At 64.4% G+C, this 12,396-nt stretch carries 11 protein-coding genes and 2 pseudogenes; 3 read left to right on the top strand and 10 right to left on the bottom strand.

Going from position 1 to position 12,396, the window contains the following annotated elements; genetic code table 11:
- Both EN932_RS16360 and EN932_RS16355 read right to left on the bottom strand, forming a co-directional pair.
- Positions 1 to 645 (bottom strand): annotated as a pseudogene (locus tag EN932_RS16360) (alpha-ketoacid dehydrogenase subunit beta); the annotation flags it as partial.
- A gap of 1 nt (position 646) precedes the next feature.
- Positions 647 to 1,618 (bottom strand): thiamine pyrophosphate-dependent dehydrogenase E1 component subunit alpha, encoded by a 972-nt coding sequence (locus tag EN932_RS16355; RefSeq protein ID WP_158515799.1) that lies wholly within the window; start codon positions 1,616 to 1,618, stop codon positions 647 to 649.
- Here EN932_RS16355 and EN932_RS38930 point away from each other — a divergent pair.
- Both EN932_RS38930 and EN932_RS16350 read left to right on the top strand, forming a co-directional pair.
- Positions 1,608 to 2,042: an SDR family NAD(P)-dependent oxidoreductase gene (locus EN932_RS38930; protein ID WP_245461059.1), complete on the top strand. Its 435-nt coding sequence runs from the start codon at positions 1,608 to 1,610 to the stop codon at positions 2,040 to 2,042. The two genes, EN932_RS16355 and EN932_RS38930, sit on opposite strands and share 11 nt — an antisense overlap.
- Positions 1,952 to 2,467, top strand: coding sequence for an SDR family oxidoreductase (locus tag EN932_RS16350; RefSeq protein ID WP_245461058.1), 516 nt, complete (start codon positions 1,952 to 1,954; stop codon positions 2,465 to 2,467). Before EN932_RS38930 ends, EN932_RS16350 begins: the two co-directional genes overlap by 91 nt.
- Positions 2,468 to 2,507: 40 nt before the next feature.
- Here the strand turns inward: EN932_RS16350 and EN932_RS16345 are convergent, their stop codons facing one another.
- The 4 genes from EN932_RS16345 to EN932_RS16330 are packed head-to-tail and all read right to left on the bottom strand — an operon-like array spanning position 2,508 to position 6,373.
- Complete coding sequence (locus EN932_RS16345) at positions 2,508 to 4,247, bottom strand: cobalamin-dependent protein (protein WP_127369683.1); 1,740 nt, start codon at positions 4,245 to 4,247, stop codon at positions 2,508 to 2,510.
- The gene (locus EN932_RS16340) at positions 4,237 to 5,049 is read right to left on the bottom strand and encodes an alpha/beta fold hydrolase (RefSeq protein WP_128368914.1); all 813 of its coding nucleotides are present in this window, start codon (positions 5,047 to 5,049) and stop codon (positions 4,237 to 4,239) included. The genes EN932_RS16345 and EN932_RS16340 overlap by 11 nt, the downstream gene beginning before the upstream one ends.
- On the bottom strand, positions 5,049 to 5,825 hold the full coding sequence (locus EN932_RS16335) for an aspartate dehydrogenase (protein WP_127370338.1): 777 nt from the start codon (positions 5,823 to 5,825) through the stop codon (positions 5,049 to 5,051). The genes EN932_RS16340 and EN932_RS16335 overlap by 1 nt, the downstream gene beginning before the upstream one ends.
- Positions 5,826 to 5,836: 11 nt before the next feature.
- Positions 5,837 to 6,373: a cupin domain-containing protein gene (locus EN932_RS16330; protein WP_127370337.1), complete on the bottom strand. Its 537-nt coding sequence runs from the start codon at positions 6,371 to 6,373 to the stop codon at positions 5,837 to 5,839.
- 150 nt (positions 6,374 to 6,523) lie between these two features.
- Between EN932_RS16330 and EN932_RS16325 the strand changes: the two genes are divergently transcribed.
- Positions 6,524 to 8,128, top strand: coding sequence for an FAD-dependent oxidoreductase (locus EN932_RS16325; RefSeq protein WP_206526334.1), 1,605 nt, complete (start codon positions 6,524 to 6,526; stop codon positions 8,126 to 8,128).
- A 227-nt stretch (positions 8,129 to 8,355) separates the two neighbouring features.
- Here the strand turns inward: EN932_RS16325 and EN932_RS16315 are convergent, their stop codons facing one another.
- The 4 genes and pseudogenes from EN932_RS16315 to EN932_RS16300 all read right to left on the bottom strand — a co-directional run.
- A complete protein-coding gene (locus EN932_RS16315) occupies positions 8,356 to 9,168 on the bottom strand; it encodes an NAD(P)-dependent oxidoreductase (protein WP_127368980.1) in 813 nt (270 codons plus the stop codon).
- 3 nt (positions 9,169 to 9,171) lie between these two features.
- Complete coding sequence (locus EN932_RS16310) at positions 9,172 to 10,374, bottom strand: pyridoxal phosphate-dependent aminotransferase (protein WP_013530392.1); 1,203 nt, start codon at positions 10,372 to 10,374, stop codon at positions 9,172 to 9,174.
- Positions 10,371 to 11,990, bottom strand: a complete 1,620-nt coding sequence (locus EN932_RS16305; protein WP_127368981.1) for a hydantoinase B/oxoprolinase family protein — start codon at positions 11,988 to 11,990, stop codon at positions 10,371 to 10,373. Before EN932_RS16305 ends, EN932_RS16310 begins: the two co-directional genes overlap by 4 nt.
- Positions 11,987 to 12,396: pseudogene (locus EN932_RS16300) on the bottom strand (hydantoinase/oxoprolinase family protein); the annotation flags it as partial. The gene EN932_RS16305 and the pseudogene EN932_RS16300, both read right to left, overlap by 4 nt.

The raw sequence follows: 12,396 nt of genomic DNA, 5'->3' as shown, positions 1-12,396 counted from the left end.
CTCGACCACCATCTTGGAGGTGGCGAATATCGAGATATCGCTGCCTTCGCGCAGGGTTGCCGCCTTGCCGAGCGGCACGGTCACATCGCCTTCCGGCACCTCGCCGCGGGTGTTGTAGAGCAGCTTGTGCTCGAGGAAGACCACCGGCTGGTCGTCGCGGATCGCGGCCTTCAGCATGCCCTTGGCGTCGGCGGGCGTCGAAGGAGCAACGACCTTGATGCCGGGTATGTGGGCAAGCATGGAATCGAGCGACTTGGAGTGCTGCGCGCCGGCGCCGGCGCCGCCGCCGCCCTGCGTACGCAGCACGAACGGCATCTTGACCTGGCCGTTCCAGATGTAATTGTAGATCGATGCCTGGTTGACCAGCGCATCGAGCGTCAGCGGCACGAAATCCGCATACATGATTTCCAGCACCGGCCGCGTGCCGGTCATCGCGGCGGTCACGGCCATGGCGGTCAGCGCCTGTTCGGAGATCGGCGTGTCGCGCACCCGCGTTTCGCCGAATTCCTCCATCAGCCCTTTCGTCACCTTGAAGACGCCGCCATAGCGTCCGATGTCCTCGCCAAAGACGAAGACGGAGGGGTCGGCCTGCATCTCTTCGCGCAGTGCCGCATTGAGCGCTTCGGCATACCGCATCATGGCCATGTCAGTGTGCCTCGCTGTAGGGGTTGCAGGCTTCGTCGAGCGAGAATTCGGGCATCGGGTCGGAGAGGGCCGCCGCGAATGCCTCGTCGACCTCAGCTCTGGCCGCCACCTCGATTGCCGCGAGTTTCGCCTCGCCGACGTCGCCCAAAAGCGCCTTGCGCGAGACGAGCAACGGGTCACGTTCCTTCCAGGCCGCAATATCCTCCGGCTTCTGATAGCCGCCCATGTCGGAAGTGGAGAAACCTTCGACGCGGTAGGTCTTGCATTCGACCATGCCGGGGCCTTCGCCGCGCCTGGCGCGCTCGACCATGGCCGACACGGCGCGGTAGACAGCCACCGCGTCATTGCCGTCGACGATCTCGGCCGGCATCGCGTAGCCGGCGGCGCGGATCGACAGGTCCTCGACCGGCGACTGGACTTCTGAGGGAACGGTCAGGCCGAACTGGTTGTGTTCGAGCACGAAGACGACCGGCAATTTCCACAGCCCCGCCATGTTCATGGCTTCGTGGCAGATGCCGGTTTGCGCGGCGCCGTCGCCAAAGACGCACATGGCGACATTGCCGGTGCCGAGGATCTGCATCGACAGCGCCATGCCGGTGGCGGCTGGAATGCCTGCGCCGACAATGGCATTGCCGCCGATCACGCCCTTTTCGGCATCGGCCACAAGCATGTGGCCGGCGCGCCCGCCGCAGGCACCGGTGGCCCGCCCGAAGATCTCGGCCACCACCGGGTGTACGGCCATGCCCTTGCCGATATAGACCGCGTGGCCACGATGGGTGGTGGCGACCTTGTCGCCGGCCTCCAGCACGGCGGTCGCGGCGACGCCGACGGCTTCCTGGCCATCGCAGCGATGGATCGGACCGCGCGTGCGTCCTTCCTTGTGAAGCGCCCCAAGGCCCTCTTCGAGATGCCGCACCAGCAGCATCCGGCGATAGATTTCCAGATGTTGTTCGACGGAAGGAGTGTTTTTCACCGATATCCCCGAGTTCGTGCCGAAATTAAATACAAAAGTGTCGACACTTTGCAAGCGCTTCTGCAAGATAGGGCAAAACAAGTTTGTGAAAAGGGGATCGATCATGCGTTTGGAGGGCAAGGCGGCCATCGTCACCGGAGCCAGCGCCGGTATCGGCGCGGCCGTCACGGAACTGTTTGCGAAGGAGGGCGCGCGCGTTCTGGTCGTCGATCGCGACGGCGCGCGGGCCGGCGAGGTGGCCGGCAGGACCGGAGCGCTGGCCTGGGAGGCGGACGTCTCGGACGAAGTCTCCGTGGCGACGATGGTGCGCCGCGCGCAAGAGGCCTTCGGCGGGTGGACATTCTGGTCAACAATGCCGGTTACGGCATACGCGGTTCGGTTGTCACCACCGCGGCGGCGGATTGGGACGCGCTCATGGCCGTGAACCTCAAGGGCGTCTTTCTCTGCTCCAAATATGTCATTCCCGTCATGGCCGCGGGCGGCGGCGGGGTGATCGTGAACACCGCTTCCAACGTGGCCCATGTCGGACTTGCCGATCGGGCGGCCTATGTCGCCTCCAAGGGCGGCGTCGCGGCGCTGACGCGTGCCATGGCGCTTGACCATGTTGCGGACAAGATCCGCGTCAACGCCGTGGCACCGGGTGTGACCTGGTCGAGCTATTTCGAAACCATGCTGGAAACCCATCCCGATCCTCAGGGGTTTGTCGCGGCATTGAACGCGCGCTCACCGATGAATCGCGTCGCGCAGCCGGTTGAAATCGCAAATGCAATCCTGTGGCTCGCCAGTGACGAATCCTCTTTCGCCACCGGCTCGATCCTGACGGTCGACGGCGGCATGACCGCCTGGTAAGGCACGCCCCTGTCGTTGCGTAAGACGAAGCCTGCCCGTTTCAGGCAACGGGCCGGATGGAACGCAGGGCACGCAGCATCTCGTCGAGGTCGGCGCAGGGCAGGCAGCCTAGGTCTGCTATATCCTTGGTCACGTCGACCGGCAGGCCCGAATTGGACTCCTTGGGCACTTCGTTCAATCGTCCGCCGATGAGCACCGGCAAGGCAAGTCCGCGTGCCGCCATCGCTGCTTTCACCGCCTGTGCATAACGCAGCGCCACGCCATTGTAAGTGCTGACGGCGATCGCATCGGCCCCGGTTTCGGCGGCGCGGGCGACGAGTGTTTCCGGGTCGACGGCCACACCGGCATCGGCGATGACGATGCCCAGGCCTTCAAGCGCCTGTTCGACGAGATATTTTCCGTGCTCATGCACGTCGGTCGTGCCGATGCAGACGGTCAGGGGTCTAGGGCTTTCCAGCGGCTTTTGCGTCGCGACCCAGGCGACGGCCTTGTGGTTGAGCTCGCGCGCCCATTCGGCATGGATCAGCGGCGTGCGTCCGCGGATGCCGTCCGCGCCCGGGCCGAACAGCGCCTCCATGCGCTTCGGCCCCATGCGGCGGATGGCGAACATCAGCGCGGCCGGGTCTTCGGTATCCACCCCGCGCTCGGCCAGCCCTTTCATGACGGCACCGGCAAAGCGACGCCCGCCTTCGACCAGCACATCGGCCATCGCCTCCACCCTGGCCCAGTCGAAGACGGGGTCGTAGAAGGGGGCGTGCAGCGTGAGCCGGTGCGCGAAGGTTTGTGCGTCGATGATCTCGTCGACATCGGGAATGCGCTGGTTCTCGGTTACCGGTACCGGATTGATCGCATGGCCGGAGGGCCATCGCCCGACAGCCAGTATGTCGGCCAGGAGATAACTCGCCAGGGTTGCGTAATTGCCTGCCGGGGTCGACTGGTAGGAAACGGTGTTGCCGAAGATCATGGTGCCCGGCGTATCGCTGACCCGCACCAGCGCGGCATGGAAGGCAGCGCGCGACAGTGGATCGCTGAAGTGGTGGCCGTAGCAATGGCCGAGCCGCGCGCCGATCAGATCCTCGACGATGTGCTTTTCGACGAGCACCATGCCGAGCGCGCAGGCCATGTCGATGAACAGTCCGGCGAAGCCGTCGTCGAGATTGGAATGGACAAGGATTTCGGCATCCTGGGCCGCGATCAGGCCGAGGGCGGTGACGGTCGCTTCGGTGGTCGCCACATCATCGTCCCAGTAGGGCAGCCGGAAGGTGAAATACTGCCCCAGATTGCCGATGGCCGTTGCACCGGCGGCGATGGCGGCGCGGGTGTTTTCCACAGCACCCGGCAGGCCGAGCATGAAGTCGCCGAAATGCGCGGCAGCGGGCGCGGCGTTGGTGATGCGGGCGAAATCCTCTGGGCCGGTGAGCACGATGCCGGTACCGCGCGCAGCCTTTGCACGCATGGCTTGGGGATATCCCATCGACCAGTCGAGTGTGATGCCGAAACGGTCGACCGTTACCCCTGCCTTGCGGCATTGCTCATGCACCTCGCCGATCGCGGCCACGGTGCGGTCGACGCTTCTGAAGCCGATATGGGCGTGCTGCATGACTCGCTTTTCGGCCGCTGCCTTGCGCTTCCATGCGGCTTCGGACGACATCCCAGTCTCGGTAAGGAAGCGGCAGCCGCCGAGGCGCCACTCGCGCGCCATGGCGCGCCCTTCGGCGAGGAGATCGACGCCAGGCTTGAGGCGCAGGTCGAGGAGGGCGGGAGCGATTTCAGCGGTCATGATACCAGCTGTCGGCCTTGGCAATGAAATGGCGAATGATGGCGGCAAAACCTTGGGGGTCGGCGAGGGGATGAAAATGCGCACCAGGAACTAAAACAAACCGGGCATCCGGTATCGAAGCGGCGATCGCCTCTGAAAGGGCTGATGGCGTCAGGATATCGCCGGTGGCCGCAATCACTTGAACCGGGGCGTCGATGCGCGGCAGATCGGCGAGGCGATCATGGTCGAGCAACATGCGAACGCGCGCAGCACTGACTGTCAGCGGCGCCAGGGTGCCAGGGGCGGCGGCGACGGCTGCGTCGAGTTCCCCGGCATGCGTTTCGAGGTAGGACGGTTCGTGGCAGAGCACATGGCCGAGGCGCTGATAGGTCTCGGCCAGGCCGGCCTCCAGCAGTTCGGCGCGAGCGCTGAAGAGCGTGCGGAAACGGCTGTCGGCTCGCGCCCAGGAACTGCTGATCGTGAAGCTCAGGCCAAGTTCCGAATGATCGAGCGCCAGCACCTGCGCGATGGCGCCACCAGTGGAATGCCCGACAATATGGGCGGGACCGCCCGTCTGCGCCAGCAGGCCGGCAATGTCGCTGGCGATCAGGGGAATGGAATAGGGGCGTTCGGGGCGATCGCTGCGACCGGCGCCGCGATGGTCGGTGACGATGACGCGATGGTCGGCCTCGAGAAGGCGTACCACGCCGGCCCAGAACCTTCCGTCACCGCCAAGTCCGGGGATGAGGATGAGGCGCGGGCCGGCGATTCCCGATGTCTGGTAGTGGATGCGGCAGCCATCGGCGGCGGTGAAGAAGGGCATCAGCTGAGGCCCTCCCTGTCGAGCAGCTCGCCGAGCGCCGCGACGAGACTGTGCGCCGTGAGCATCGAGGTCTTCGGATTGCTGGCTGAGGGCGTGTTGACGAGGCGGAAGGAAGCCGTGCCGGCGGTGCTCTCGACCTCGATTTCATGTGTGTTGCCGGCAGCCTTCGGATCGGCAACCACGCTTACGGTGACCTTGTCGATACCTGCAGCGAGCGCCACCGCGAAGGCGGCGTTGAGGTTTTTCGGATAGAGCTTTGCCGCTTGCGCGGGCGTGCCTTCGAAGAGGGATACCGCGTCGTCCTCGGCTGACAGGCCAAGGGTGGCAAGCTCGGTTATCCAGGCTGCCGGCGGCTTGCGCGAGGTGTAGCGCACTCGCGCTTCGGGAAGCGCGGCTATCGCCCTGAGGTAGTCGAGGCCGCCCAACGCGCCTGACGGCAGGACCAAGCGTGCGCCGCCGTTGCGTGAAGCATCGGTCAGCCTCGCGGCAAGGATCGGATCGGCGAACGCACCGATCGAAGCGATGATGGTCGGGATGCCGGCGTCGAGAAGCGCGGGCACATAAGCGGCCACCGCCTCCTGGCTTGCCGCCTCCACCACCGCCCGGGGGCGCGGACCGATCAGCGCGTCAAGCTGCGTGACAGTGCTGACATTCGCCGGCAAGTCGCGGCGGGTACCTTCGCGCATCAGCGCCACCCAGCAAACCGAGTCCACTGGGAAAGCTGAGACGATCTCGCGCGCGATCGTGCCGAAGCCGATGAGGCCGAGCGTCACCATCCGAGGCTTCTTCAGGGATTCTGCTTCAGGGGATCGAACTTGTCGGCGAGGTCTGCCCCGAACACCGTCTTGCGCTCGATTTCCAGGACGTTTTCGGGGCGCGGGAAATTGGACGGCACACGGTCACCTGGCTTGCGCGGCTTGCCGATCAGGCGAAAGAAATCCTCGAGCCCGTTCGGCACGATCAACCAGATCCAGCGCAGGCGCGTGTCGCCGTCGTTGATGAACATGTGTCGGACATTCTTCGGCAGGAACACCACGCTGTCCGGTTCCAGCGGATATTCCTTGCCGTCGATGACGGCGCGGCCATGGCCTTCGATGACATAGACCGTCTCTTCGTTGCGGTCATGCGTGTGTTCGCGCACATAGCCGCCGGGCGCTACCGACTGCGTGCCCAGCGCGAAGGGGTGCTCCATGCCGACGATGTGCGGCGCGAGCGCCACGTCGATATGGCCGTTTGCGGGAACCGGCTGCCAGTAGCTTTCGCGCGTTTCGGTTCCGGAAACATGGATGCCAGAGGGCGCGGGTGGAAGGTTGGTGTCGTCCATGGCTCTGCCTGTCGAATGGAGCTGCGAAGGTCGTTCGGGCGCGTTGCTGACCTGGAGAGGGTACAGCGCAAAAAGTGTCGACACAATAGTAGACAGATTAAATTTCGTGCCTCTATATAGTGCTGTGTCGATGATGGCAGGGGAATGCCGATGGGCGAGTACGATGTTCTGGTGATCGGTTCGGGATCGGCGGCCTGCTCGGCAGCGCTGCGGGCCGCCAAGGGTGGCCTCAGGGTGCTCGTCATCGAAAAGAGCGAATGGTTGGGCGGCACCTCGGCCATGTCCGGTGCCGGGGTCTGGATACCCGCCAACCATGTCGCGGCCGAAGCCGGCATCGCCGACAGCCGCGAGGATGCGCTCGCCTATCTGCGTGCGGTCGCGCCCGAAGGATGGGAGCAGAAGGAAGATGCGCTCTGGGGCGCTTTCGCCAAGGCCGCGCCGGACATGCTGCACTTTCTGTCCGTCAACACGCCGCTCGATTTTCGCTTGATCAACGAGCCCGATCCCTTTGCCGAAGCGCCGGGCGGGAAACTCTATGGCCGCATGCTCTCGCCGAGGCCGCTCAGCCGCCGTCTCCTCGGCAAGTTTGCGCGGAGTCTGCGCCGCTCCACCTTGCCGCACAGCTTTACCTACCAGGAGATCGTCGACCTCGATCTCTATCACCATCCCATCCGCGCCGGGTTCAAGGTCTGGCCGAAGCTTCTATGGCGATGGCTGACGAATTCCGGCGGCCAGGGCACGGCACTGATGACCGGGCTGATCAAGGGCTGCCTCGATGCCGGCGTCACCTTTCAGCCGGGAACGCGCGCCGTCACCCTGCTTCAGGATCCGGACTCACGCATCGCCGGCGCGGAGGTGGAGAGCAAGGGCCGGCGCACGAAGATCGTCGCGCGCCGCGGCGTCGTCATCGCAACCGGCGGCTTCGAATGGGACGCCGAGATGCGCGCACGCCACTTCCCCGGCGCCTTCGACCGGATCGGCAGCCCGCGCGGCAATGAGGGCGACGGCCAGAAGCTTGCGGCTTCCGTCGGCGCGCAATTGGACCGCATGGATCAGGCGAACGTCTATCCCTGCCTGCCGACGCGCTACCAGGGACAGTCGCACGGCTTGCCGATGACCTTCCAGGCCGAGCCGCATTCGATCGTGGTCGATCGCGAGGGAAAGCGCTTTGTCAGCGAAAACGCCTTCAACATCGGCGAGGCGATCGATGCGCGCGGACCGGATGGCGAGCCCGTCCATCTGCCCTGCTATCTCGTTGGCGATAATCGTTTCCTCAAAACCTCGCTGCCTTTCCGCTGGTATGCCTCCTACGAGCGCGACTGGATCAAGAAGGCCGATACCATCGCTGGCCTTGCCGCCAAGCTCGGGTTGCCGGCGGCGGCGCTGGAGGAGACGATCGCGCGCTGGAACGGCTTTTGCGAGAACGGGCACGATGCGGACTTCCACCGCGGCGATAATGGTTGGGAGGCATACAAGGCGCATGGCCCCGAGAACCGGCTGAAGCCGATCGACAAGGCGCCCTACGTCGGCATGACGATCAATCGCTCGATCCTCGGCACCAAGGGCGGGGCCCGGACCAACGAGCGGGCGCAGGTGTTGAGACCGGACGGCTCGATCATTCCCGGCCTTTATGCGGCAGGGCTTGCGATGGCCAACCCCATCGGCACGCGCGCCGTAGGGGCCGGCACCACGCTCGGCCCGAACCTGACCTGGGGCTTCATTGCGGCCGAGACGATCCTGCATCAGTACAGGTGATCGCGGAAGCCTACATGGCAGACGTCACCGAACCCCAGAAGCACACCGGAGGCATGGGGGTGATCGCCGGAGCCTACGGTCTTGCACGATCGCCGGTGTCGCCCTGGCCTGAACGTCCCGGAAGCGCTTCATGATCATTATTCGGCTGTCGCCGTGAATTGCAGGGAGCCGTAGGGGTGTTGGTGGATGTTTCGTCTTCGCCATCTAGCGGATTGGTTTTTTGATAGTTACGCCCGCTTGTCGTCCGGATGGCCAAGCTCGCAGAACCACCCGCCCAGATACTTCACCGATGGCGCCTTGGGATCCGGAATCTGCGTCTTCGCCTCGACCGCTGCGCGGAATGGCTCGGCGCTGTCTTGCGGGATGAACCCCAGATGGTTGGCGCCGCTGTTGTCGACCATTTTCAGCTTGTTGTCGGATATGCCGAACGAGATTGTGTGCCCGACGCGCGGCGCCGTCAGTGCTGCTTCGACCAGACGCACGCAGTCGGCGAAGGAAAGATACGACCACAGCATGCGTCGGTCGGCCGGTTCGGGAAAGGACGAGAAGATACGCAGGCAAGCCGTCTCAATGCCGAACTTGTCCCAGTAGAGCCGGCTCAGGCTTTCGACGAAATTCTTCGACACGCCGTAGAGGCTGTCGGGGCGCACCGGCGCATCGACGCCGATATGGGCTTCGACTTCATGATAGCCGATGGCATGCACCGAGGAAGCATAGATAATCCGCTTCACGCCGTGTTTCCGGGCGCCTTCGTAGATGTGGTAGGATCCGCGAATGCTGGAATCCAGGATCGTTTGCCATTCGCATTCAAGCGGCGCACCGCCGAAATGCACGATCGCGTCGCAGTCCTTGGTGGCCGCGATTGTCGCCTCCATGTCGGCGAGATCGAAGACCGCTTCTTCCTCGTGAGGAGCAAGATCGCCGAACGGTTCGCGACCCGCCAGGCGGATCGTTTTTGCCAGCGGCACCAGCCCCTTTCGCAGTTCCGAGCCAAGCCGGCCGGCGGCGCCGGTGATCAGGATGCGTTCGTAATGCGGCATGGTCTACTCCACTTGCGCGACGGCGGCGTTGATCCGCGCGATCGCCTCGGCAAGCACCTCCTCGCTGGTGGCGGTGGAGATACGAAAATAAGGTGAAAGTCCGTAGGCAGTGCCCGGCACCGAGGCCACGCGGCCTTCGTTCAGAAGATAGGTCGCCACCGCCGTATCGTCCTCCAGCATGACGCCTTTTGGGGTCCTGCGGCCGATCAGGCTGGCGCAACCGATATAGGCATAGAAAGCTCCTTCCGGCGGCGGCAGCGTCAGGCCGTTGATGCGCCTTATGCCATCGACGACCAGGTTCCTGCGCGCCTCGAATGCATCGCGGAAACGAGCCACCTCGTCCTGCGGGCCATTCAGTGCGGCGACCGTCGCCGCCTGGGCAATCGAGCAGACCGAAGTGACCGACTGGCTCTGGATGATCGACATCGCCTTGACGAGTGGTGCCGGGCCGGCTGCATAACCGACACGCCAGCCGGTCATCGCATAGGCCTTGGCCACGCCGTTGACGATGAGGCTTCGGTCCTTGAGGTCAGGGCAGGCCTTGCCGAAGGATACGAATTCGCGGTTATCGAAGATGATGTGCTCATAGATCTCGTCCGACAGGATGAGCACCTGCGGATGCCTGGCAAGGACAGCGCCAAGCGCCTTGAGATCGTCGGCCGAGTAGACCGCTCCGGATGGATTGCCGGGCATGTTCAGGAACAGCCACTTGGTTCTCGGCCCGATCGCCTTTTCCAAGAGTTCGGGCGTCAGCCTGAAGCCGCCGCTTTCCCTGCATTCGACCGTGACGGGCGTGCCGCCTAGCAGCTTCACCATCTCAGGATAGGAGACGAAATAGGGCGCGGGCAGGATGGCCTCGTCGCCGGGTTCCAGCGTCGCCATCAGCGCGTTGAAGATGATCTGCTTGGCGCCGTTGGCCACGACGATGTCGTCGGCCGTGTAGTCCAGTCCGTTCTCGCGCCTGAACTTCCCGGCCACGGCCTCGCGCACTTCCGGTGAGCCGGCTGCGGCGGTGTAGAGGGTCTGGCCCGCTTTGGCGGCTGCATAGGCCGCTTCGATGATGTGGGCAGGCGTCGGAAAATCAGGTTCGCCAAGGCCAAGGTCGATGACGTCGACGCCTTTGGCCCGTAGCGCCTTGGCCGCCTGCGAGGCGGCCATCGAAGCCGACGGCTTGACCACGGACAGGCGCGAGGAAATGTAGCTCATCGGCTTTTCTCCGAAATATAGCCCCTGGACACGTCCTGTGCCCGCGCCTCCGTACTGCGCCTGGAGGGATCGCCATAGCCGCCACCGCCAGGAAGTTCCAGCACCAGACGACGCCCTGCCGGAACGTGCTGCCAGCCCTTCGGGCGCATCAGCGTGCCATCGTCGAGCCTGACGATGCCGGCTATCCCGTCCTTGCCGCCATCGCGTCCCTTGGCCGGATGCCTGACCCGGTCGAACATGGCGGAAAAATCGAACTCGTGGCCTTCAGTGGCCGCGATTTCGAGGATCTGGCCGAGGCCGCCGCGAAATTCCCCGTCGCCGCCGGAATCGGGACGCAGTTCCTTGCGCCAGATGACGATCGGCCCGGTGTGCTCGGTCGCCTCGATCGGCATGGTATGGACACCGGACGGAAAGGCGGTGGCGGACAGCCCGTCCAACGTCGGGCGGGCCCCCATGCCGCCGGAATTGAACATCAGCACCTCGGCGCGGCGTCCATCGCTCCCGGCGACCGGCCTGACCGAGATGTGGATGTTCCACAGTGCCGCCGCCCCTTCGGCAAGGATCTGGCCCGGCAGCGCCTTGGCCAGCGCGCCCAGCACCAGATCGGGCACCATATGGCCGATGACGTGCCGCAGGGAGACCGGCGCCGGCCGCGGGGCGTTCAGGATGTTGGTCGGCGACGATATAGTGAACAGAGCAAGCGAGGCCGCATTGTTCGGGATCTCCGGCGCCACGACGCATTTCAGGGCGTAGCAGGCATAGGCCTTGCTGTAGATGATCGGAACGTTGATGCCCCATCGGCTTGTCGGATCGGTGCCGGAGAAATCGACATTCAAATGGTCGTCCTCAATCGAGACAGCTGCCACCAGCTTGACCGGCGTATCGTAGCCGTCGGTCACCAACTCGTTCGACCAGGTGCCTTTCGGCAGCGCCTTGATGCGCTCCAGCGTCGCGTCATGCGTGCGCGTGAAGATGAACTCTCCCAGCCTGTCCAGCGATGCCAGGCCGATCTCCTTCATCATGTCGACCAGGCGGCGATGGCCGACCTCGTTGCAGGCGGCCAGCGAATAGAAGTCGCCGACGACCTGGTTCGGCTCGCGCACATTGGCGCGCAGGATCTTCACCAGATCGAGGTTCACCTTGCCGCGCTCGGCGAACTTCATGATCGGGATCTGGATTCCTTCCTCGTAGACTGACTTGCCGTCGGCGCCGAAGCCACGTCCGCCAACATCGACCACGTGCGCGGTGCAGGCGAAGAATGCCACCAGTTCGCCGTTCAGGAACGAGGGCGAGACCATGGTGATGTCATGGAGATGGCCGGTGCCTTTCCAGGGATCGTTGGTGACATAGGTGTCGCCCTCGTACATCTCCTCGCGCGGGATCTCGTTCATGAACTGCAGCACGGCCTCGGCCATGGTGTTCACATGCCCGGGCGTACCGGTCACGGCCTGCGCCAGCATCTCGCCGCGCGGATTGAACACGCCGGCCGACAGGTCGCCCGATTCACGCACCGACGTGGAGAAGGCCGTACGCAACAGGGTCAGCGCCTGCTCCTCGACCACCGAAATCAGGCGATTCCACATCACCTGCATGCGGATTTCCAAGATGTCGCTCATGCCTGGACCCCTTTGCGGATCAGGAGGATCGACCCGTCGCTCTGTAGCGCGGCATCGAAGAGAGTGGTGACGACCGTCGACGTCTCACGCTCGACGATCACCGCCGGACCGCTGATGCGATCCCCTGGCGAAAGGTCGGCGCGTTCGATGATGGCTGAAACCTGGACGGTTCCGGTCGCCGGATCGAAAACCTCGCGCGTTTGCGAAGCGGCGACGGTCCTGGTCCCCATGGTGATCTCGTGCCTTGCGGGCGCCGGCCGCACGTCCTGCGCCTTGACCGACCAGGTGACGATCTCGATTTCCAATCCGTCGAGGCCATCAATGGCACGGCCGAAGAAGCGCGCATAATTGTCCCGGAAGGCGTCCTTGAGGCTCACCTCATCGGCGGGCTTGAAAGCCCTGTCGG

Origin of the sequence: Mesorhizobium sp. M7A.F.Ca.US.002.01.1.1, from assembly GCF_004022955.1 — a bacterium.
Lineage (GTDB): Bacteria > Pseudomonadota > Alphaproteobacteria > Rhizobiales > Rhizobiaceae > Mesorhizobium > Mesorhizobium ciceri.
Note: the sequence above shows the minus strand (reverse complement) of the source record. Positions and strands in the feature narration are given on the sequence as shown.

Coding starts and splice junctions, on each gene's coding strand:
- EN932_RS16345 (WP_127369683.1), bottom strand. CDS start 4,247: ATGACCGCTGAAATCGCTCCCGCCCTCCTCGACCTGCGCCTCAAGCCT.
- EN932_RS16340 (WP_128368914.1), bottom strand. CDS start 5,049: ATGCCCTTCTTCACCGCCGCCGATGGCTGCCGCATCCACTACCAGACA.
- EN932_RS16335 (WP_127370338.1), bottom strand. CDS start 5,825: ATGGTGACGCTCGGCCTCATCGGCTTCGGCACGATCGCGCGCGAGATC.
- EN932_RS16330 (WP_127370337.1), bottom strand. CDS start 6,373: ATGGACGACACCAACCTTCCACCCGCGCCCTCTGGCATCCATGTTTCC.
- EN932_RS16325 (WP_206526334.1), top strand. CDS start 6,524: ATGGGCGAGTACGATGTTCTGGTGATCGGTTCGGGATCGGCGGCCTGC.
- EN932_RS16315 (WP_127368980.1), bottom strand. CDS start 9,168: ATGCCGCATTACGAACGCATCCTGATCACCGGCGCCGCCGGCCGGCTT.
- EN932_RS16310 (WP_013530392.1), bottom strand. CDS start 10,374: ATGAGCTACATTTCCTCGCGCCTGTCCGTGGTCAAGCCGTCGGCTTCG.
- EN932_RS16305 (WP_127368981.1), bottom strand. CDS start 11,990: ATGAGCGACATCTTGGAAATCCGCATGCAGGTGATGTGGAATCGCCTG.